The sequence below is a fragment of the Streptomyces sp. NPDC045026 genome, assembly GCF_056432625.1.
In genome coordinates this window covers 38224-59715 of sequence record NZ_JBWKIS010000018.1, presented here as the reverse complement: position 1 = coordinate 59715, position 21492 = coordinate 38224, and the positions used below count along the sequence as shown (strand labels likewise).

General features: G+C 71.9%; 19 protein-coding genes. 16 read left to right on the top strand and 3 right to left on the bottom strand.

What is annotated here, in order from left to right:
• Window positions 1-86 precede the first annotated feature (86 nt).
• From AC07EJ_RS30575 to AC07EJ_RS30555, 5 genes are all read left to right on the top strand, one after another.
• Window positions 87-1457: a glutamine synthetase family protein gene (locus tag AC07EJ_RS30575; protein ID WP_389483992.1), complete on the top strand. Its 1371-nt coding sequence runs from the start codon at window positions 87-89 to the stop codon at window positions 1455-1457.
• Between the two features lie 178 nt (window positions 1458-1635).
• Window positions 1636-3000 carry an aldehyde dehydrogenase family protein gene (locus AC07EJ_RS30570; protein WP_478885487.1) on the top strand — a complete coding sequence of 455 codons (1365 nt, stop codon included), beginning with the start codon at window positions 1636-1638 and terminating at the stop codon, window positions 2998-3000.
• The gene (locus AC07EJ_RS30565) at window positions 2997-3776 is read left to right on the top strand and encodes a 3-oxoacyl-ACP reductase (protein WP_389483988.1); all 780 of its coding nucleotides are present in this window, start codon (window positions 2997-2999) and stop codon (window positions 3774-3776) included. The genes AC07EJ_RS30570 and AC07EJ_RS30565 overlap by 4 nt, the downstream gene beginning before the upstream one ends.
• Window positions 3777-3809: 33 nt before the next feature.
• Window positions 3810-5099 carry an HAD family hydrolase gene (locus AC07EJ_RS30560; RefSeq protein ID WP_393585504.1) on the top strand — a complete coding sequence of 430 codons (1290 nt, stop codon included), beginning with the start codon at window positions 3810-3812 and terminating at the stop codon, window positions 5097-5099.
• Window positions 5100-5133: 34 nt separating this feature from the next.
• The gene (locus AC07EJ_RS30555) at window positions 5134-6087 is read left to right on the top strand and encodes a DUF2510 domain-containing protein (protein WP_478885513.1); all 954 of its coding nucleotides are present in this window, start codon (window positions 5134-5136) and stop codon (window positions 6085-6087) included.
• A 14-nt stretch (window positions 6088-6101) separates the two neighbouring features.
• Here AC07EJ_RS30555 and AC07EJ_RS30550 read toward each other — a convergent pair whose 3' ends face one another.
• A complete protein-coding gene (locus AC07EJ_RS30550; RefSeq protein ID WP_389483984.1) occupies window positions 6102-7304 on the bottom strand; it encodes an amino acid deaminase/aldolase in 1203 nt (400 codons plus the stop codon).
• A 149-nt stretch (window positions 7305-7453) separates the two neighbouring features.
• On the opposite strand from AC07EJ_RS30550, the gene AC07EJ_RS30545 reads away from it, so the two are divergent.
• On the top strand, window positions 7454-8797 hold the full coding sequence (locus tag AC07EJ_RS30545) for a hypothetical protein (RefSeq protein WP_478885486.1): 1344 nt from the start codon (window positions 7454-7456) through the stop codon (window positions 8795-8797).
• Complete coding sequence (mycP, locus tag AC07EJ_RS30540; protein ID WP_389483980.1) at window positions 8794-9957, top strand: type VII secretion-associated serine protease mycosin; 1164 nt, start codon at window positions 8794-8796, stop codon at window positions 9955-9957. The genes AC07EJ_RS30545 and mycP overlap by 4 nt, the downstream gene beginning before the upstream one ends.
• 11 nt (window positions 9958-9968) lie before the next feature.
• Here the strand turns inward: mycP and AC07EJ_RS30535 are convergent, their stop codons facing one another.
• Window positions 9969-10868: a serine hydrolase gene (locus AC07EJ_RS30535; protein WP_389483978.1), complete on the bottom strand. Its 900-nt coding sequence runs from the start codon at window positions 10866-10868 to the stop codon at window positions 9969-9971.
• A gap of 94 nt (window positions 10869-10962) precedes the next feature.
• Between AC07EJ_RS30535 and AC07EJ_RS30530 the strand changes: the two genes are divergently transcribed.
• The gene (locus AC07EJ_RS30530; RefSeq protein WP_389483976.1) at window positions 10963-11694 is read left to right on the top strand and encodes an SseB family protein; all 732 of its coding nucleotides are present in this window, start codon (window positions 10963-10965) and stop codon (window positions 11692-11694) included.
• Between the two features lie 13 nt (window positions 11695-11707).
• Here AC07EJ_RS30530 and AC07EJ_RS30525 read toward each other — a convergent pair whose 3' ends face one another.
• Window positions 11708-12070: a DUF1844 domain-containing protein gene (locus tag AC07EJ_RS30525; protein WP_100597078.1), complete on the bottom strand. Its 363-nt coding sequence runs from the start codon at window positions 12068-12070 to the stop codon at window positions 11708-11710.
• A 350-nt stretch (window positions 12071-12420) separates the two neighbouring features.
• Between AC07EJ_RS30525 and infC the strand changes: the two genes are divergently transcribed.
• The 8 genes from infC to AC07EJ_RS30485 all read left to right on the top strand — a co-directional run bounded on the left by infC (window position 12421) and on the right by AC07EJ_RS30485 (window position 21289).
• A complete protein-coding gene (gene infC, locus AC07EJ_RS30520; protein WP_478885485.1) occupies window positions 12421-13161 on the top strand; it encodes a translation initiation factor IF-3 in 741 nt (246 codons plus the stop codon).
• 115 nt (window positions 13162-13276) lie between these two features.
• Window positions 13277-13471 carry a 50S ribosomal protein L35 gene (gene rpmI, locus AC07EJ_RS30515; protein WP_100597076.1) on the top strand — a complete coding sequence of 65 codons (195 nt, stop codon included), beginning with the start codon at window positions 13277-13279 and terminating at the stop codon, window positions 13469-13471.
• Window positions 13472-13568: 97 nt separating this feature from the next.
• Window positions 13569-13952, top strand: coding sequence for a 50S ribosomal protein L20 (gene rplT / locus AC07EJ_RS30510; RefSeq protein ID WP_389483972.1), 384 nt, complete (start codon window positions 13569-13571; stop codon window positions 13950-13952).
• Between the two features lie 196 nt (window positions 13953-14148).
• Window positions 14149-14994, top strand: coding sequence for a TrmH family RNA methyltransferase (locus AC07EJ_RS30505; protein ID WP_389483969.1), 846 nt, complete (start codon window positions 14149-14151; stop codon window positions 14992-14994).
• 55 nt (window positions 14995-15049) lie between these two features.
• A complete protein-coding gene (locus AC07EJ_RS30500; RefSeq protein ID WP_389483967.1) occupies window positions 15050-16204 on the top strand; it encodes a sensor histidine kinase in 1155 nt (384 codons plus the stop codon).
• 140 nt (window positions 16205-16344) lie between these two features.
• Window positions 16345-17469, top strand: coding sequence for a phenylalanine--tRNA ligase subunit alpha (gene pheS / locus AC07EJ_RS30495; RefSeq protein WP_389483964.1), 1125 nt, complete (start codon window positions 16345-16347; stop codon window positions 17467-17469).
• Window positions 17469-19979: a phenylalanine--tRNA ligase subunit beta gene (gene pheT / locus AC07EJ_RS30490; RefSeq protein ID WP_389483962.1), complete on the top strand. Its 2511-nt coding sequence runs from the start codon at window positions 17469-17471 to the stop codon at window positions 19977-19979. The genes pheS and pheT overlap by 1 nt, the downstream gene beginning before the upstream one ends.
• Before the next feature lie 170 nt (window positions 19980-20149).
• On the top strand, window positions 20150-21289 hold the full coding sequence (locus tag AC07EJ_RS30485; RefSeq protein ID WP_478885484.1) for a PP2C family protein-serine/threonine phosphatase: 1140 nt from the start codon (window positions 20150-20152) through the stop codon (window positions 21287-21289).
• Window positions 21290-21492 lie beyond the last annotated feature (203 nt).

Here is a 21492-nt window from a genome sequence, read left to right as displayed (position 1 = left end):
TGGCCGTACCCCCTTCCCAAGCAATGGTTCTCCGCAATACCTTATGGCTTCCGGCTGACCGAAGAAGCCCCGAAGGAGGCCTTCCCGTGGCAGACCGCACACCCCCGCTCGGCGTCGAGGAGCTCACGTCCCTCGTCGAGAGTGGAGAGATCGACACTGTCGTCCTGGCCTTCCCCGATATGCAAGGGCGGCTCCAGGGCAAGCGGTTCGCCGCCCGCTTCTTCCTCGACGAGGTCCTCGCCCACGGCACGGAGGGCTGCAACTACCTCCTCGCCGTCGACACCGAGATGAACACGGTCGACGGCTACGAGATGTCCTCCTGGGACCGCGGCTACGGCGACTTCGCCATGCACGCCGACCTCTCCACCCTGCGCTGCGTCCCCTGGAACGACGGCACCGCCATGCTCATCGCGGACCTGGCGTGGAACGACGCATCGCCCGTCGTGGCCGCACCCCGGCAGATCCTGCGCCGCCAGCTCGACCGGCTCGCCGAACTCGGCTACACCGCCCACGTCGGCACCGAACTCGAGTTCATCGTCTTCAAGGACACCTACGAGCAGGCCTGGGACGCGGGATACAAGAACCTCACCCCGGCCAACCAGTACAACATCGACTACTCGGTCCTCGGCACCGGACGCATCGAGCCGCTCCTGCGCCGCATCCGCAACGACATGGCGGCGGCCGGCCTCGTCGTCGAGTCCGCCAAGGGCGAGTGCAACCCGGGCCAGCACGAGATCGTGTTCCGCTACGACGAGGCCCTCGTCACCTGCGACCAGCACGCCATCTACAAGACGGGCGCCAAGGAGATCGCGGCCCAGGAGGGCGTCTCGCTCACCTTCATGGCCAAGTTCAACGAGCGCGAGGGCAACTCCTGCCACATCCACCTCTCGCTCCAGGATGCCGACGGCACCAACGTCATGGCGGGGAGCGCGGACGACCCCGGCGGGATGTCGCCGGTGATGCGGCACTTCCTCGCGGGCCAGCTCGCCGCCCTGCGCGACTTCTCGCTGCTCTACGCGCCCAACATCAACTCGTACAAGCGGTTCCAGCCGGGCTCCTTCGCGCCGACCGCCGCCGCGTGGGGCTACGACAACCGCACCTGCGCGCTCCGCGTCGTCGGCCACGGCCGCTCGATGCGCTTCGAGAACCGACTGCCCGGCGGCGACGTGAACCCCCACCTCGCGGTCGCCGGACTCGTGGCCGCCGGCCTGTACGGCATCGAGCAGCAGCTCGAACTGCCCGAGGAGTGCACCGGCAACGCCTACACCGGCGAGTACGAACACGTCCCCACGACGCTGCGCGAAGCCGCCGAGCTGTGGGAGACCAGCCCCATCGCCAAGGCCGCGTTCGGCGACGAGGTCGTCGCGCACTACCGCAACATGGCGCGGGTCGAACTCGACGCGTTCGACGCCGCCGTCACCGACTGGGAACTCCGCCGGTCGTTCGAAAGGCTCTAGGGTCTTCCGTTTGGATCATGCCGGGCTCGCGCGCCCTGGCACCGCACCTCGCGGCGTTGTCGTCACTCGCCGACGCTCCGCGTCGACTCCCTCCTCCGCCTTGCGATGCACGGCACCAGACCCCGCTCCCTGACCCGGCCTTATCCAAACGAAAGACCCTAGGGCGAAAGGCTTTAGCGTGCACGACATCCTCAACCCGGCGACCGAAGAAGTCATCGCCACGATCCGCGCGACATCCCGCGACGAGGTCGACGCCGCGGTACCGCGAGCCCACCGGGCGCAGCGCGGGTGGGGGGCCGCGGCCCCCGCCGACCGGGCCCGCCTCCTGCGCCGCTTCGCCGTCGTCGTCGACGAGCACGTCGAGGAACTCGCCCGCCTGGAGGTGTGCGAGGCCGGTCACACCATCGGCAACGCCCGCTGGGAGGCCGGCAACGTCCGCGACCTGCTCGACTACGCGGCCGGGGGAGTGGAGCGCCTCACCGGCCGCCAGATCCCCGTCGCCGGCGGCCTCGACGTCACGATCCTCGAACCCCTGGGCGTCGTCGGCGTCATCGCGCCCTGGAACTTCCCCATGCCGATCGCCGCGTGGGGCACGGCCCCGGCGCTCGCCGCCGGGAACGCGGTGATCCTCAAGCCCGCCGAGACGACCCCGCTCACCGCGCTCCGCCTCGCCGAACTCGCCCTGGAAGCAGGGCTTCCCGAGCACCTCTTCCAGGTCCTTCCCGGCGCGGGAGACGTGGCGGGAGCCGCCCTCGTCGAGCACCCCGGCGTCGCCAAGATCGTGTTCACCGGCTCCACCCGCGTCGGCAAACAGATCATGGCCAGGTGCGCCGACCAGGTGAAGCGCGTGACCCTCGAACTCGGCGGCAAGAGCCCGAACATCGTCTTCGCCGACGCCGACATCGAGGCCGCCGCCGCCGCGACCCCCATGTCGTTCCTCGACAACGCCGGCCAGGACTGCTGCGCCCGCACCCGCATCCTCGTACAGCGGTCCGTGTACGACCGGTTCCTCGGCCTGCTCGCGCCCGCGATCGAGTCCGTCGTCGTCGGAGACCCCGCGGACGAGAAGACCCAGATGGGCCCCCTCATCTCCAAGTCCCAGCTGGAACGCGTCCGTTCGTACGTCGACGGGTCAGCGGCCTCGTTGCGGGGCAGCGCCCCCGAGGGCGCCGGATTCTGGTTCCCGCCGACCGTCCTCACCGAGACGGCACCCGACGCGCCCGCCGCCACCGACGAGGTCTTCGGGCCCGTCGCCGTGGTCCTGCCCTTCGACGACGAGGCCGACGCGGTCCGGCTCGCCAACGCCACCGAGTACGGGCTCTCCGGTTCCCTGTGGACCCGGGACGTGGGGCGCGCCCTGCGCGTCGCCGGGGCGGTCCGCGCCGGGAACCTGTCCGTCAACTCCCACTCCAGCGTCCGCTACTCCACCCCGTTCGGCGGCTACAAGCAGTCCGGCGTCGGCCGCGAACTGGGCCCCGACGCCCTCACCGCCTTCACCGAAACCAAGAACGTCTTCATCAGCACGGAGGGTCCCGCACAGTGACAGAGAACATCTGCCGCCGCCTCACCGGCCGCACCGCCGTCATCACCGGAGCCGGCAGCGGCATCGGCCTCGCCACCGCCCGCCGCCTCGCCTCCGAAGGGGCGAACGTGGTCTGCGGCGACATCGACGCGAGCGCCGGCAAGAAGGCCGCCGAAGACGTCGGCGGCACCTTCGTCCAGGTCGACGTCACCGACGCCGAACAGGTCGAGGCACTCTTCAAGACCGCGTTCGACACCTACGGTTCGGTCGACATCGCCTTCAACAACGCCGGGATCTCGCCCCCCGACGACGACTCCATCCTGGAGACGGGCCTGGAGGCCTGGAAGCGCGTCCAGGAGGTCAACCTCACCTCCGTCTACCTGTGCTGCAAGGCCGCCATCCCCTACATGCGGCAGCAGGGCAAGGGCTCCATCATCAACACCGCGTCGTTCGTGGCCCGCATGGGCGCGGCGACCTCCCAGATCTCGTACACGGCGTCCAAGGGCGGCGTCCTCGCCATGTCCCGTGAGCTCGGCGTGCAGTTCGCCCGCGAGGGGATCAGGGTCAACGCCCTGTGCCCGGGCCCGGTCAACACCCCCCTACTCCAGGAGCTGTTCGCCAAGGACCCGGAGCGCGCCGCGCGCCGCCTGGTGCACATCCCGGTCGGCCGATTCGCGGAGGCCGACGAGATCGCCGCCGCCGTGGCCTTCCTCGCCAGCGACGACTCCTCGTTCGTGAACGCCACCGACTTCCTCGTCGACGGCGGGATCTCGGGGGCCTACGTCACGCCTCTGTAGGGGACACCTCATATAGGTGTACGGTCCCCAGGCATGCGTAACAGAGATGTTGCCGCGTGGACTTCAGCCGTGGTCGCCGCCCTGGCGGCCACGGCTCTCGTCTCTCCTGCGGCCGCCGCCACGTCCGCTCCCACCACCGGCCGGGCCTGCCCGCAGCTCTCCGAGAAGCTGCCGTGGTACGGGCAGAACCGGGCCAGGCTCCAGCGCATGATCGACGAGCGCGGGACCTGCAACGGCCACCACGGGCCCCGCCCCGTCGCCGCGTTCGACTGGGACAACACCGTCTCCAAGAACGACGTCACCGACGCGACGATCGCCTGGTCGCTCAAGCACGACAAGATCCTGCGGCCCGCTAGCTGGAAGAAGACCAGCAAGTGGCTGACCGACGACGCCGACAAGGCACTCACCGCCGCCTGCGGCACGGCCGTCCCCGTCGGCGCGCCCCTGCCGACCTCCACCGACACCGACTGCACCGACGAGATCTTCAACATCCGCGAATCGGGCAAGACGATGAGTGGCGCCGCCGCCTTCGCCGGCGAGTGGAACCACCGCCGCACCGTGCCCCAGTACGCCTGGGTGCCGCAGCTGTTCGCCGGACACACCGTCCCCGAACTGGAGTCGTACGCCGCCCAGGCCCGCCGCGAGGCCCTCGCCGCGCCCGTCGGCTCGACCCAGACCCTCGGCACGCACACCATCCCCGGCTACGTCCGCTACTACGAGCAGCAGCGCGACCTCATCCGCACACTGCAGAAGGCCGGATTCGACGTCTACATCGTGTCGGCGGGGTCCGAGCCCGTGACCGAGGTGTGGTCGGGCGGCCGGGGCGGAGTCGGCATCGACCGCGCCCACACCATCGCCATCCGCTCCGTCCTCGACAGTAAGGGCCGCATCACCACGTACAACGAAGGCTGCGGCGGGGTCGGACGCACCCAGGGCGAAGCCATCCCGTACATCGACGGCAAGCGCTGCTGGATCAACCAGGACATCTTCCACCTCAAGGGCAAGTCCGCCTGGGAGAAGCAGCGTTGGGGCAAACGCATCGCCCTCGGCGGTGGTGACGCCGACACCGACGTCACCTTCGTCGGCGACGCCACCGGCGCGCACCTCGTGCTCAACCGCAACAAGAACGAGGTGATGTGCCGCGCCTACGACAACGCCGACGGACGCTGGGTCGCGAACCCCATGTTCATCGAACCCCTCCCACGCAAGTCCGGCAGCTACCCCTGCTCCACGGCCGCGTACAACAAGCCCGAGGGCGGCTTCGGCCCCCTGCTGCGTCCCGACGGCTCCGTCGTCCCCGACCAGGCGGACTCGGTGTACTGACCGTCGCCGCACAATTTAGAGTGCCGGGATGAGCATGACGCCCCCGCCCGGCTGGTACCCGGACCCCACGGCCCCGCCCACCGAGCGCTGGTGGGACGGGGCCGCGTGGACCGAGCACCGACGGCAGCCGCAGAACACCCCGGCCGCGCCGCAGGCTTTCGGGCCGCCCGCCGAAGCCCCGCTCCCGGCCACGGTCCCGCTGCGCCCGCCCGCCGCACCGGGCCGCCGCGCCAAGACCATCGCCCTGGCCGCCGCCGGCATCGTGCTCGTCGCCTCCATCGCCACCGGCGCCGTCCTGCTCGGCCGTGGCGACGACGACCCCCACACCCGCACGGCACCCACCACGAGCGCCCCGGCGCCCACGGACCCGAACGCCACCGCGAGCAGCGCCGAGCCCACCCCCACCGAGGACGCGTCCACCGCCGCCGACCTGCTCAACGGCATCACGCTCCCCGTCCTCGACGGCTGGCAGAAGGCCGAGAACGTCGTCGACGACGACATGCTGGTCACCACCCCGGGCACCTACAACTGCCCCGGCGACTCGGGCCTGTGCCGGCACGGCACCGTCGTCTCCCGCACCGTCACCGGCACCGACGAGACCTCACCCGAAGTCGTTGCCGAACAGGACATCAAGAACGCCGCGAACGCCTCGTACGACGAGAACGGCGTCAACCAGCAGCCCTTCGGGGGCATCGAGTCGCACCAACAGATCGCCGCCCGCCAGACCGCCGTCGCCGGGCGCGCCGGCTACCTCGTCCGCTGGAAGGTGAAGACCGCGAAGGGGCCCGGCGGTTACGTCCAGTCCGTCGTCTTCCCCTCCAGTGCCGGCTCCGAGTCGCTGGTGACCGTCCGCATCACCGTCGACGCCGGCGAGGACGCGCCGCCGCTCACCGACATGGACCGCATCGTCAAGGGCATCAGAGCGGCGGGCGACAGCGGGTCCGACGGCGGGGTGGGCAGCAGCATCGGCCCGACGGTCACGCCGTAACCGTCCCGGAATCCTCAGAGGAACGTGTAGCCCTCGCCGCGGTACGTCGGCACGGTCGCCGTCACCGTGTCGCCCTCCACCAGACGCAGCACGTCGAACCGCTCGCACAGCTCGCCGGCCTTCGCGTGCCGGAACCACACCTTGTCGCCGATCAGTAGATCGTCGGCGGGCGCCCCGAGCAGCGGCGTCTGCACCTCGCCAGGTCCCTCCTGCGGGTCGTAGCGCAGCCCCTCCGGGAGATGCGGCACGGGCAGCCGATCGGCTCCCGCGGCGCCGGACGCCGGATAACCGCCGCCGAGCACGGTCACCACCCCGACACCCGGCCTGCGCACCACGGGCTGCGCGAACAGGGCGGCGGGCCGGCCCGTGAACGACGTGTAGTTGTCGAACAGGCGCGGCACATAGAGCCCCGAACCCGCCGCGATCTCGGTCACCGCGCGCTCCGCCGCGGTGTGCTGCACGCTGCCCGTGCCGCCGCCGTTCACGAACTCCAGGTCCGGCGCCACCGTCCGCACCGCGCGCACCACCTCGGCCCGCCTGACCGCCAGCTCCTTGCGGGCCGCCGCCTGCATCAGCCGGATCGCCCGCGACCGCACCGGACGCCCCGCGACCGCGTCCCCGACGCCCGCGACATGACCCTCGTACGCCATCACACCCACCAGCCGGAACCCGGGTCGGCGGGCCACGGAGCGCGCCATGTCGGCGACTTGGGCGGGGGAGCGGAGCGGGGAGCGGCGGGCGCCGACCCGCACGCGCCCGCCGAGGACCTGCCACGAGGTGTCGAGTTCCAGACAGACCCTGACCTCCTCGCGCCCGCCGTCCCGCGCGTCGTCGATCAGCCGCAGCTGGGCCGGGTCGTCGACCATCACCGTGACCGTGGCCGCCAGCTTCGGATCGTGCGCGAGCTCCGCGAAACCGGCCCGGTCCGCGGACGGATAGGCGAGCAGGACGTCCTCGAAACCGGACCGGGCCAGCCACAGGGACTCCGCGAGGGTGAACGACATGATCCCGGCGAAACCGTCCCTGGCCAGGACCCGTTCGAGCAGCGCGCGACAGCGCACCGACTTGCTCGCGACGCGGATCGGCTTGCCGCCCGCGCGCCGCACCAGATCGTCCGCGTTGGAGTCGAACGCCTCCAGATCGACGATCGCGACCGGGGCGTCGAGATGAGCGGTGGCCCGGTCGTAGCGGGCCCTGTCGGCTGCGCGCGGTGTCATGACCGAAGCCTGCCAGACACGATTACCGCGGGGTAGGGGGAGGATCCGGGCAGATCGTCCTGACCTGCGATACGGGTTCCCTGCGAAGCCGCGTCAGCCCGTAGAGTGACGCGCACGCAAGGACGAGAACGGGACCGAAACGGGGAGGCATGAGCACGCACGCGCGCCGCGCGCCGATCCCGCCGCGCCCCTCCCAGCCGCCCACGCAGCGCGACGAGTTGGCCGCGGACCCCGCCGGCCCGAGCGCGCCGATACCCCCGCGCCCCGCGCACACCCCGGCTCCGGACCACACGCCTCCGCCGCCCCCGGCCTCGGCCCGCTTCCCGGACACCCCGCCCGTGCCGGGCGCGCCCGCGGCCCCCGCGTCCGACCGGCCGGCGCACCCCGGCCCCCTGCCGCCCGAGCGCCCGGCGGAGACCACGACCCGGCTGCGCCCGATCAGGGACACCGCCGGACAGAACGCCGACGGCACGCCTGAGCCCCGTCCCGCCGCACCCCCCGCAGCAGCGGTCCCGCACCGCCCTTCGACGCCGCCCCGCGCCCCCGGCGAACAGCACGCCACCGTCCCCCGGCCCGCCGTGCCCCCGCGCATCCCGGGCGAGCCCCTCGCCGGAACCCGGCGCCCCGTCGGAGCCGTCGACCTCACCCCGGGACCCGGCGCCGGCCGCCCCTTCGCGTTCTCCAACCGCCCCGACGCTTACGACGACAGCACCACCCGCCTGCACCCCGTCGGCTCCGGGATACGGCCCCGCGTCGCGGCCGCCGCGGCGTGCGCCGTGCTCGGGCTCGGCCTCATCGGCGGTGCGGCGACCGGGAGTTGGCTGACCGGGGACAGCGGCGGCAGCATCGGTACGCCAAGCTCGTACGCCGCCGCGGGCACCCTGTGGCACAGCATCCCCGTCGACCGGCTCTTCCCGCCCGTCGTCAAGGGCGACGGAGCGGGACCCGGCGGCGCCGACCGCACCTGGACACGCATCGCCGTCGCCCCGGACAGCACCTGCGAGAACGCCTTCGACCCGCTCCTGCAGAGGGCGCTCAGGCCCGCCGGCTGCCTGCGCCTCCTGCGCGCCACCTACACCGACGCCACCCGCAGTCATGTCACCACCGTCGGCCTGCTGTTCACCAAGGCGGACACCGAGGCCATGAAGGCGCTGCGCACCCGCTTCACCGAGGACGGCCTCGACCGCAGGACCGACCTCATGCCCCGCCCGTACGCGGCCAAGGGCACCCTCGCCGCCGGCTTCGGCGACGCCCAGCGCGCCTCCTGGACCATCTCCGTCCTCACCGACGCCCCCGTCGTCGCCTACGCCGTCTCCGGCTTCGCCGACGGCCGTACCGTCACCGACCCGCAGCCCGCCGCCGAGGCCATGAAGGCCGGCGGCGTCACGACCCCCGCGCAGGCCGGCCTCGGCTTCGAGGCACAGGGCATCGCCGACCGCGTCGAACGAAGCCTGCGTGCCGCCGTCGCCAAGGCCACCGAGGAGCCGTCATGACCCGCACGGCCGCCGCATGGCGGAACGCCACCACCGCGCTCACCGCCGCCGCGGCCCTCACGCTGCTCCCGTCGGCCACCGCCCAGGCCGACTCCATCCGCGCCCAGCAGTGGGGCCTGGACGCCATGCACACCGAAGAGGCCTGGCGCACGACCAAGGGCAAGGGCGTCACGGTCGCCGTCCTCGACACCGGCGTGGACGACACCCACCCCGACCTCAAGGGCAACGTCCTGCCCACCAAGGACTTCGTCGGCTTCGGCGCCAAGAGGGGCGACCGCTACTGGGCCCGGCACGGCACCGCCATGGCCGGGATCATCGCCGGTCACGGCCACGGCCCCGGAGGCGACGACGGCGTACTCGGCATCGCCCCCGAGGCGAAGATCCAGCCCGTCCGCGTGATCCTCGAGGACGGCGACCCGGCCCGCAAGGAAGCCCGCTCCTCGCGGGGCAACGCACTCGCCGACGGGATCCGCTGGGCCGCCGACCACGGCGCCGACGTCATCAACCTCTCCCTCGGCGACGACTCCGCCACCGCCCACCCGGAAGCCACCGAGGACGCCGCCGTCCAGTACGCCCTGAAGAAGGGCTCCGTCGTCGTCGCCTCCGCGGGCAACGGCGGCAAGAAGGGCGACCACATCTCCTACCCGGCCGCGTACCCCGGAGTGATCACGGCCACCGCCGTCGACCGCTACCTCCACCGCGCCCCCTTCTCCACCCGCCGCTGGTACGCCACGGTCAGCGCCCCCGGCAACGCCATCGCGATCGCCGACCCCGACCGCACGTACTACTCGGGCTGGGGCACCAGCGCCGCCTCCGCGTTCGTCTCCGGCGCCGTCGCCCTGATCCGCGCCGCCCACCCGGGGCTCACGCCCGCGCAGATCAAGCAGCTGCTGGAGGACACCGCCCGCGACGCCCCCTCCGGCGGCCGCGACGACTCCCTCGGCTTCGGCTTCGTCGACCCGTCCGCCGCGATCCGCAAGGGCGACTCCCTCAAGCCCGAGGGCGTGCGCACCGCCACCTACTCGGAGAAGTTCTTCGGCAAGGGACCCGACACTCCTGACGACTCCACCGGCTGGGTGGGCCCCGTCGCCGGCGGCCTCGGCGTCGTACTCCTCGCGGCCGCCGTCTACCTGTGGCGCGGTCGCCGCACCGTCCACTGACCTGCCGGCCCTCAGCCGGCGAGCACGGCGACGGCGGCCTTCGCGACCCCCTCGACCAGCGCCACCCCCGCCTCCTTGGCCGTATTGCCGTCGGAGAGCACCGACACCAGATACGGTTTCCCGCCGACGGTCACCCGTCCCACGCTGTTGATGTCCCACAGCCCGGTCGTGCTGCGCGGCAGCCACCCGTTCTTCAGCGCGCACGCGGACACGGAGTCGGCCGCCGCGGACACCCCCCACCGCTGGTCCGCCGCCGTCCGCTCCATCAGGCCGGCGACGTACGCGCGCGACGCCCCGCTCAGCCCCGAGTCCGCGTCATCCGAGCCGAACACGGCCCGCAGCAACGTCAGTTGATCCCCGGCCGTCGTCTGCGTCAGACCCCACTCGCCGCCCGCGCCCGCCCTCGTCCCGGTCAGACCCAGCGTCAGGTTCGCCGCGTCGAGCCCTTCCGCGCCGCCGATCGCCTCCCACAGGGCCGTCGCGGACGCGTTGTCACTGTTCTCGATCATCGCCGTCGCGTACGCCCGCTCCTGGGAGGTCAGCGCCCGCCCCGCGTCCTGCGCCCGCAGCAGCAGCGCCGCGAGGATGTCGACCTTGACGATGCTCGCGGTGTCGAACGCGGACCCGCCGTCGTACGCGGCGCCGTCCACGGATCCGTCGAGCGCCGCCACCGCCACGGAGACCCGCGCGTCACCGTCGTCGAGCAGGGGCTTCAGCGCCTTCGCCAGGGCGTCGTCACGGTCCACCGAGACCTCCTTGCCGGATGCGGACGCCTCCCCCGAAGCGGAAGCCGGAGCCGTCGCGGCGACCGGAACCGGCTGCCCCGCCCCGCCCGGCGAGCAGCCGATGAGGGTCACCACGAGTGTTCCCGTGAGGAGGGCGGCGCACGCCGCGAGTGGGTTCCGGTCCATGCCCGAAGGCTCGGCGCCCGCCCTGTGCGCACCGTGTGACCAGGCTCAGGGTCCGCTGAGAACCTCGCTCCGCCCGGTCGGTAGGGTCGTGAACGTGGCGAACAAGAACATTCCCGACCCCGGCTTCTCCGACGACGACGGCTCCGCGGACCCGCGCCTGAGCGCGGCCCTGGCCGCGTGGGCCGAGGACCGCACGGCGCACGGCCCGGTCCTCGCGGCGCTCAAGGAAGCCCGGCTCCTCGTCCCGGTCGTCGCCGTCCTCGGCGAGGTGGAGGAGGACGAGAACGGGCTGCGCCGTGAGAAGACCAGCGACATGGCCGTGCCCACCCTCAAGGCCGGCGACCGCAAGGCCCTGCCCGCGTTCACCTCCACCGCGTCCCTCGCCCGGTGGGACCCCCAGGCCCGGCCCGTCGCCGTGCCCCTGCACCAGGCGCTCCAGGCCGCCGCGCACGAGCAGGCCGACACCGTCGTCATCGACCTCGCGGGCCCGGTCACCTACGAGCTCACCGGCGCCGCCCTGCGCGCCGCGAACGAGGGCCGCACCAGCGCCGACCCCCTCGCCGACCCGGCCGTCACGGAGGCGATCCGCACCGCTGTCGCCGCCGAGCCCGGAGTGCTCCGCGCCCATCTGGGCCCGGGCAGCGCAGACGGAATCCTCGCGCTCGTCATCGACCCGTCGGCCGCCCCCGCGGAGACCGCCCGCGCCGTCGCCGGGCGCATCGCCGCCGACGAAACACTGAGGGCCCGCCTGGTGCGGGGTCTCGACCTGGCACTCCTGCCGGCCGAGACCACGCCACCCGGCGAGCCCCTCTACGTACGCGCGTGAACTACCGGAACGATCAGCCGTAGACCGGACCCGTGTACTTCTCGCCCGGCCCCTGGCCCGGCTCGTCCGGCACGAAGGACGCCTCGCGGAACGCCAGCTGCAGCGACTTCAGACCGTCGCGCAGCGGCGCCGCGTGGAACGAGCTGATCTCGGTGGTGCTCGCGTCGAGCAGGCCGGCGAGGGCGTGCACGAGCTTGCGGGCCTCGTCGAGGTCCTTGTGGGCGTCGCCCTCCTCGGTGAGGCCGAGCTTCACCGCGGCGGCGCTCATCAGGTTGACCGCGACCGTCACGATCACCTCGACGGCGGGGACCTCGGCGATGTCCCGGGTCAGGGCGTCGTAGTCGGTGTTTTCGGCGGCGGGGGTGGCGTCATTCATGTGCCCCACGATATGCCGCCCGTGCACCCGGTTGGGCCCACCCTCCGGGAGCTGCTAACCTTGTGTAACGACCGGCCGGACACGCATGCCACTGGCTTGAGTGACCGGCCCACAAGTGGAGGCTCCGATCTCCCACCTGGCCGCTCCTGAGGGGCGGCGGGTCACCGGTCAGACGGCCCCCATCGTTCCGTACGGACGATGGAGCCGTCCGATGTGCGCCCCGCGGTGATACGCGACGGTGCTCCGGTAGTCCTTGGAGCCCCGCCTGTGTACCGTCCGGGGCATTTTTTGTGTTTCGGCGCGGTTGGTACTACGAAAACAGACGTTACGCGGCGGTCCGCCAGACCGTCGTGTGGTGCTACCGAGGAGGATCCATCAGCGCCGAGCCCCGCATCAACGACCGGATTCGCGTTCCCGAAGTGCGACTTGTCGGTCCCAGCGGCGAGCAGGTCGGGATTGTTCCGCTTGCCAAGGCCCTTGAGCTTGCTCAGGAGTACGACCTCGACCTGGTCGAGGTGGCGGCGACAGCCCGTCCGCCCGTCTGCAAGCTCATGGACTACGGCAAGTTCAAGTACGAGTCGGCCATGAAGGCCCGTGAAGCGCGCAAGAACCAGGCGCACACGGTCATCAAGGAGATGAAGCTCCGGCCGAAGATCGACCCGCACGACTATGACACCAAGAAGGGTCACGTCGTCCGGTTCCTCAAGCAGGGCGACAAGGTCAAGATCACGATCATGTTCCGTGGTCGCGAGCAGTCCAGGCCGGAACTCGGCTACCGACTGTTGCAGCGTCTCGCTTCGGACGTCGAGGACCTCGGGTTCATCGAGTCGAACCCGAAGCAGGACGGCCGAAACATGATCATGGTTCTGGGTCCGCACAAGAAGAAGACCGAGGCCATGGCCGAGGCTCGCGAGGCCCAGGAGGCCCGCAAGGCCGAGCAGAAGGCGCAGCCGACGCACGGTCGCACGCAGCGGGCCAGCGACGATGCCGCCGAGGCTTCCGAGGAGGTCTCCGAGGAGACCGCCGCCGAGGAGACCGCCGCCGAGGCCCCTGCCGAGGAAGCTGCGGCCGAGGCTTCCGCCGAGGCCTGATCCGGCCCGTACAGCCCGTACGGACCGGATGCCAACCGATACATCTGGACGTTCCGTATGCCGGTCCGCGCCCCGGACCGGCAGGGAACGCCACTGACGAGGAGAGAACGGCGCTATGCCGAAGAACAAGACGCACAGCGGTGCCAGCAAGCGCTTCAAGATCACCGGCTCCGGCAAGGTGCTCCGTGAGCGCGCCGGCAAGCGCCACCTGCTCGAGCACAAGTCGTCCCGCGTGACGCGCCGCCTCACCGGCACGGTCGAGCTGGCCCCGGGCGACGCCAAGAAGATCAAGAAGCTTCTCGGCAAGTGAGTCCCGGCGCGCACCAGCGCGCCGGAGCTTTGACCGGGACCAATTCGTTTTCGGGTCGTGTGAGTCCAACCACGGCCCCGCTACAAGGAGTTAACAAGTGGCACGCGTCAAGCGGGCAGTGAACGCCCACAAGAAGCGCAGGGCAGTCCTCGAGGCCGCCAAGGGTTACCGCGGTCAGCGCTCGCGCCTGTACCGCAAGGCCAAGGAGCAGGTCACCCACTCCCTGGTCTACAACTACAACGACCGCAAGAAGCGCAAGGGCGACTTCCGTCAGCTGTGGATCCAGCGCATCAACGCCGCTGCCCGCCAGAACGGCATGACGTACAACCGCCTCATCCAGGGTCTGAAGGCCGCCAACATCGAGGTGGACCGCAAGATCCTCGCCGAGCTGGCCGTCAACGACTCGAACGCGTTCGCCGCGCTCGTCGAGGTCGCACAGAAGGCCCTGCCGGCCGACGTGAACGCGCCCAAGGCTGCGTGACGCTCCGCTTTCAGCCGGATGTGTTTCGGACCCGCAAGCCATCCGGCTTGCGGGTCCGAGTGCGTCTGTCGTCCGCGGGTTGTCGGGGGCTGGTCGCGCCCGCGCGGCGGAGCCGCATGATGTCACAGCCCCGCGCCCCTTTCAGGAGCGCATGTGCCGCCCCCTTTCCGTCCCCGCCCCCTTCGAAGGTGAGTTAATGGCCGCCGCCCCCGAGCTGATCTCCCCCAAGTCGTCCCGCGTCAGTGCCGCGCGGCGGCTTGCCAAGCGGAATTTCCGGGGCAAGGAGCGGCTGTTCCTGGCCGAGGGGCCGCAGGCCGTGCGGGAGGCCGCCGGGCACGCGGACACCCTCGTCGAGCTGTTCGCCACCCCTGACGCCGCCGAGCGCTACGCCGACATCGTCGCCCTGGCGCGCGACGCCGGCGCCCGGGTGCACCTCGCCGACGAGGACGTCATCGCCGACATCTCGACGACCGTCACCCCGCAGGGCCTCGTCGGGGTCTGCCGCTTCCTGGACACCCCCTTCGAGGATGTCCTCGCCGCCCGTCCCAAGCTCGTCGCGGTCCTCGCCAACGTCCGCGACCCCGGCAACGCCGGCACCGTCCTGCGCTGCGCCGACGCCGCGGGCGCCGACGCCGTCGTCCTGACCGACGCGTCCGTCGACCTCTACAACCCCAAGTCCGTGCGGGCGTCCGTCGGTTCGCTGTTCCACCTGCCGGTCGCCGTCGGCGTACCCGTGGAGCGGGCCGTACAGGGGCTCAAGGACGCGGGCGTACGCATCCTCGCCGCCGACGGCGCGGGCGAGCACGACCTCGACACCGAGCTCGACCGCGGCACCATGGGCACCCCCACCGCCTGGATCTTCGGCAACGAGGCCTGGGGGCTCCCGGAGGAGACCCGCGAGCTCGCCGACGCCGTCGTACGGGTCCCCATCCACGGCAAGGCCGAGAGCCTGAACCTCGCCACGGCGGCCGCCGTCTGCCTGTACGCCACCGCGCGTGCACAGCGAGCCCCGGGAGGGTGCCGCTCCGTCACCCCCAGCTAGTAGTGTGGCGAGCTCGGAGGCCACAGCGCCCTTCCGAGAGGTGGGATACGGGGATATGAGCGTCGGCACGAGCAGAGCACCGGGGGCACAGGACACCCTGCGCCGGCCCGCGCCCGGACGCGGCCCCGACGACCTCACCACCCTCGCCGACAGCGGTCTTCACCCGGACGACCTGCCCGACGGACTCGTCGTCGCCGACGAGACCGGGCATGTCATCTGCTTCAACGCGGCGGCCGTCCGCATCACCGCCGTTCCCGCCGCCGACGCCCTCGGCCACCCCCTGGAACGCGCGCTCCCCTTAGAGGACCTCGAAGGCCGCCGCTGGTGGCAGCTGACCGACCCGTACGGCGGCCTCGCCACCCGCTTCGCCCAGCCCGAGCGCAATCTGCTGCTCCCCGGCGGGCGAGAGGTGCTCGTCTCCGCGCGGTACGTGCGCACCGCGCCCACCGGGCCCGTCCGCCGCGTCGTCGTCTCGCTGCGCGACACCGAGGCCCGCCGCCGCACCGAGCGCAGCCACGCCGAGCTGATCGCGACCGTCGCCCACGAGCTGCGCTCGCCCCTCACCTCGGTGAAGGGCTTCACCGCGACCTTGCTGGCGAAGTGGGAGCGGTTCACCGACGACCAGAAGAAACTGATGCTGGAGACCGTCGACGCCGACGCGAACCGCGTCACGCGGCTCATCGCCGAACTCCTCGACATCTCCCGCATCGACTCCGGCCGCCTCGAAGTGCGCCGCCAGCCCGTCGACATCGGCGCCGCCGTGGGCCGCCACGTCCAGGCCCACGTCGCCTCAGGACAGCCGGCCGACCGGTTCCTCGTGCGGGTGGAGCAGCCGCTGCCCGACCTCTGGGCCGACCCGGACAAGATCGACCAGGTGCTCAGCAACCTCCTGGAAAATGCCGTGCGCCACGGCGAGGGAACCGTCACCATCGACGTCATGCCCTCGGCATCACCCCGCGAGCGGGAGTGCGCCGGCACGTCGGTCACCGTGAGCGACGAGGGCCCCGGCATCCCGGAGGAGTCCATGAAGCGCGTCTTCACCCGCTTCTGGCGGGGCAGCAAGCGCGGCGGCACCGGACTCGGCCTGTACATCGTCAAGGGCATCGTCGAGGCCCACGGCGGGACCATCACGGTCGGCCGCGCGCCCGGCGGCGGCGCCCAGTTCCGATTTACGTTGCCCGTGGGGGCCCCGGCGTATCTGAACGCCTGAGCGGGCCCCCACGGGCACATCGGCACACCCCACCCCCGTTAGACTCGGTCTTTGGCACTTTGCGTCCCAATCCTGAGACGAATCGTCTCCGAGTCGTGGACGGGGACCATCCGCCAAACCAACCGGAAGCACGGGAAGAGATGTCGGCACCGAATAAGTCGTACGACCCTGTTGAGGTCGAGGCCTTGAAACCGGAAGAGATCGAGCGCATGCGGGACGAGGCGCTCGCCGCCTTCGCGGCCGCGGACTCCCTCGGCGCGCTCCAGGAGGCCAAGGTCGCCCACACCGGCGGCACCTCGCCCCTGTCGCTGGCCAACCGCGAGATCGGCGCCCTGCCCCCGCAGGCCAAGGCCGAGGCCGGCAAGCGCGTCGGCATGGCCCGCGGCGCAGTCAGCAAGGCGCTCGCCGCCCGCCAGACGGAGCTCGAGGCCGAGCGCGACGCGCGCGTCCTGGTCGAGGAGGCCGTGGACGTCACGCTGCCCTACGACCGGGTCCCGGCCGGCGCCCGTCACCCCCTGACCACGCTCTCGGAGCGCATCGAGGACGTCTTCGTGGCCATGGGCTACGAGGTCGCCGAGGGCCCCGAGGTCGAGGCGGAGTGGTTCAACTTCGACGCCCTGAACATCGGCCCCGACCACCCCGCGCGCGGGATGCAGGACACGTTCTTCGTCGAGGGCCCCAAGGGCCACGAGACGGAGTCGAACGTCGTCCTGCGCACCCACACGTCCCCCGTGCAGGTCCGGTCCATGCTCGACCGTGAGCCGCCGGTCTACGTGATCTGTCCGGGCCGCGTCTACCGCTCCGACGAGCTGGACGCGACGCACACGCCGGTGTTCATGCAGGTCGAGCTGATCGCCATCGACGAGGGCCTGACGATGTCGGACCTCAAGGGCACCCTCGACCACATGGTCCAGGCGCTCTTCGGTGCGGGCATGAAGACCCGCCTGCGCCCGAACTTCTTCCCGTTCACCGAGCCGTCCGCCGAGATGGACATGGTCTGCTACGTGTGCCGCGGCGAGTCCGTCGGCAACCCGGACCGGCCGTGCCGCACCTGCTCCTCCGAGGGCTGGATCGAGCTCGGCGGCTGCGGCATGGTCAACCCCAAGGTGCTGACCTCGGCGGGCGTCGACCCCGAGAAGTACAGCGGATTCGCCTTCGGGTTCGGCATCGAGCGGATGCTGATGTTCCGCCACAACGTCGAAGACATGCGAGACATGGTCGAGGGTGACGTCCGGTTCACCCGGCCCTTCGGGATGGAGATCTGATGCGTATCCCGCTTTCCTGGCTGCGGGAGTACGTCGATCTCCCCGCCACCGAGACCGGCCGTGACCTGCAGGAGAAGCTCGTCGCCACTGGCCTCGAGGTCGAGACCGTCGAGCAGCTCGGCGCCGGCCTCAAGGGCCCCCTCGTCGTCGGTCAGGTGCTGACCATCGAGGAGCTGGAGGGCTTCAAGAAGCCCATCCGCTTCTGCACCGTCGACGTCGGCCAGGCCAACGGCACCGGTGAGCCGCAGGAGATCGTCTGCGGCGCCCGTAACTTCGCCGTCGGCGACAAGGTCGTCGTGGTCCTGCCGGGCGCGGTGCTGCCCGGCGACTTCGCGATCGCCGCGCGCAAGACGTACGGCAGGACCTCGCACGGCATGATCTGCTCCGGCGACGAGCTGGGCATGGGAGATGACGGCTCCGGCGGCATCATCGTCCTGCCGCCCGAGCACGAGGCCGGCACCGACGCGATCGAGCTCCTCGAGCTCGTCGACGAGGTCCTCGACATCGCCGTCACCGCGAACCGTGGCGACTGCCTGTCCCTGCGCGGCGTCGCCCGCGAGGCCGCCATCGCGTACGGCCTCCCGCTGCGCGACCCGGCGCTCCTCGACGTGCCCGCGCCGAACAGCAAGGGCTACCCGGTCCAGGTCTCCGAGCCGGCCGGCTGCGACCGCTTCACCGCGCGCACCGTCACCGGCCTCAACCCCGAGGCCCGCTCCCCGATCTGGCTCCAGCGCCGGCTGCAGAAGGCGGGCATGCGCCCGATCTCCCTCGCCGTCGACATCACCAACTACGTGATGCTGGAGCTCGGCCAGCCCCTGCACGCCTACGACCGCTCCCTCGTTCAGGGCGCGATCGGCGTGCGCCGGGCCGAGCAGGGCGAGAAGTTCGTCACCCTCGACGGTGCCAAGCGCGTGCTCGACGCCGAAGACCTGGTGATCACCGACGACCGTGGCCCCATCGGCCTCGCGGGCGTCATGGGCGGAGCCAACACGGAGATCGCCGACCACGGCGCCGACGCCGGGACCACCGACGTCGTCATCGAGGCCGCGCACTTCGACCCCGTCTCGATCGCCCGCACCGCGCGCCGCCACAAGCTGATCTCCGAGGCGTCCAAGCGCTTCGAGCGCGGCGTCGACCCGGAAGCCGCGTCCGCCGCGGCCCAGCGCACCGTCGACCTCCTCGTGCTCCTCGCGGGCGGCACCGCGGACCCCGGAGTCACCGAGGTCATCGCGCCCTCCGCGCCGCGCACCATCAGGCTCCCGGCGGACCACCCCGACAAGGTCGCGGGCGTCACGTACGGCCGCGAGACCGTGGTGCGCCGCCTCCAGCAGGTCGGCTGCGACGTCTACGGCCAGGACATCCTGACGGTCACCGTGCCGTCCTGGCGTCCCGACCTGACCGAGGTGAACGACCTGGCCGAAGAGGTCATCCGGCTCGAGGGCTACGAGAACCTGCCCTCGACGCTGCCGAGGCCCCCGGCGGGCCGCGGTCTGACCGAGCGCCAGCGCCTGCACCGCCGTGCGGGCCGCGCGCTGGCCGGTGCCGGTTACGTCGAGGCGCTGAACTACCCGTTCATCAGTGACGAGACGCTCGGCAAGCTCGGCATCGAGGAGGGCGACCCGCGCCGCACCACGGTCAAGCTGGTCAACCCGCTCTCCGACGAGGAGCCCGCGCTCCGTACGACGCTGCTGCCGGGCCTCCTGGAGGCGCTGCGCCGCAACGACGGCCGTGGCTCGCACGACCTGGCGCTGTTCGAGACCGGCCTGGTCTTCCGGTCGACCGGTGACGCGCCGCAGGCCGTACGGCTGCCCGTCGACCGGCGTCCCACCGACGAGGAGATCGCGGACCTCGACGCCGCTCTGCCGCGTCAGCCGCGCCACGCCGCGGTCGTCCTCACGGGCGCCCGCGAGCAGGCCGGCTGGTGGGGCAACGGGCGGCCGGCCGACTGGGCGGACGCCGTCGAGGCGGCCCGCACCATCGCCCGTGAGGCCGGTGTCGAGCTGATCGTGCGCGGCGACCAGCACGCACCCTGGCACCCGGGCCGGTGTGCCGCGCTGTTCGCCGTGGTGGACGGTGCTGAGACGCTCGTCGGCCACGCCGGTGAGCTGCACCCGCGCGTCATCAAGGCGCTGCACCTGCCCGAGCGCAGCTGCGCGATGGAGGTCGACCTCGACCGCATCGAGCGGGCCGGCACCGGCGCGCTCCAGGCGCCGCGGATCTCCACGTTCCCCGTGGCCACGCAGGACGTCGCGCTCGTCGTCGACGCCTCCGTGCCGGCTGCCGACGTGGAGCAGGCGCTGCGTGAGGGGGCGGGTGCACTCCTGGAGTCCCTCCGCCTGTTCGACGTGTTCACCGGCGAGCAGCTCGGTGAGGGCCGCAAGTCCCTCGCGTACGCGCTGCGCTTCCGTGCCGGCGACCGCACGCTGACCGTCGACGAGGCCTCAGCGGCCCGCGACGCGGCGGTGGCGCTGGCCGCTGAGCGCACCGGGGCGGTGCTGCGCGGGGCCTGATCCCGGCAGAGCGAGACGCAGTGAGGGGCACCTCCGGACCACCGGAGGTGCCCCTCACTCGTTCGGGTGAGAAGTGGCGGTGATCCGGTCCGATCGGGGCAGGCGGTCGACAGAATCATTGCGGCCGCAGGGCCGACCGCGCTGAACAGGGCCTTAGGGAGGCCGTCGGCATGATCCGTAACCATCCGAGGACGCCCTCCCGACCACCCCGCACCTTCTTCAGATCCCGGCTCGCCCGCTCCCGCTCCCGCTCCCTTCGTGTCCGCCGCGCGCTCGACCTCGCGCTGCCCACGGCCTGGGGCGCCGTGGCGATCACCTTCAAGCTGGCCTGTCCGCTCGCGCAGCAGACCGGACTCGGTGCGCGCATCGCGTCGAGCGCCGTGTTCTTCGCCGTCGGCACAGGTCTGATCCTCCATGTGCGGCGCGGCCTCCAGCGTGAACTGCGGCAGCTGCGCAAAATCGCGGGGGCCGCGCAGAACGTGCTGCTGCGCCCGCTGCCGCCCCGCGTCGACGGCCTGGCCATCGCCGCGGGACAGCTCTCGGCCGACCGGGGAGCCACCGTGGGCGGCGATCTCTACGAGGTCATCGCCACCGACCACGGCGTGCGGGTCGTCATGGGGGACGTCCGCGGGCACGGACTCGCCGCCCTCGCGACCGTCGCCGCCGTCCTCGGCAGCTTTCGCGAGGCCGCGCACGACGAGGCCGAACTGAGCTGTGTACTGAGGCGACTTGAGCGGGCCATGGCCCGCCATCTGCGCGAGCGGTCGCGGGACGAACACCCGGCGGCGGGCGGCACCGATCCGGTCAGTCCGATCGCGGAGGAGTTCGTCACCGTACTGCTCCTGGAGATCCGGCAGGACGGGGAGGTGCTCGCGCTCAACTGCGGGCATCCGTGGCCCTATCTGCTGCGCAGCCATGTGGGACCCGCAGCTGTCCCGCGTGGCTACGCGGAACTGGTCGTGGGCGGTGAACCCCTGCCACCGCTGGGCCCGTTCCCGCTCCCGGCCGAACTGCCCGTCGTCGCGTGCGGGCGGCTCCTGCCCGGGGAGGGGCTGCTGCTCCACACCGACGGGCTCGAGGACGCGCGGGACGCCCGCGGCCGGTTCTTCCCGCTGGCCGCCGCGCTCGCCGAGGCCGTGCGCGTCCAGCCGGTCGTCCCCAAGGCCGTCATCCGCACCGTGTACACCCGACTCCTGCGCCACACGGGCGGGTTGCCGGCCGACGACGCCGCGATCCTCGTCCTGCGCAACGACCGCAACCGAGTCCCCTTGCAGCACGGGGAGCCCCGCGTCCACAGCGCCGCCAAGTGAATCGGTGCCACCGCTTGACCTGACCCCGGGGCTCCCGCGCCCCGGGGCGCGCCGTCCGCCCGGCCACGGAGTTGTCGGGCAGGCGACCGGTCGGACGGCGCGAAGCGGGCCGCCGCACTGTACGAGGGGGAGCCGGCGGCCCGGCCGGCCTCTTACGAGGCAGTTCAGTCAATCGAGTTGCATCACGCCACAAAAGAGTGCGC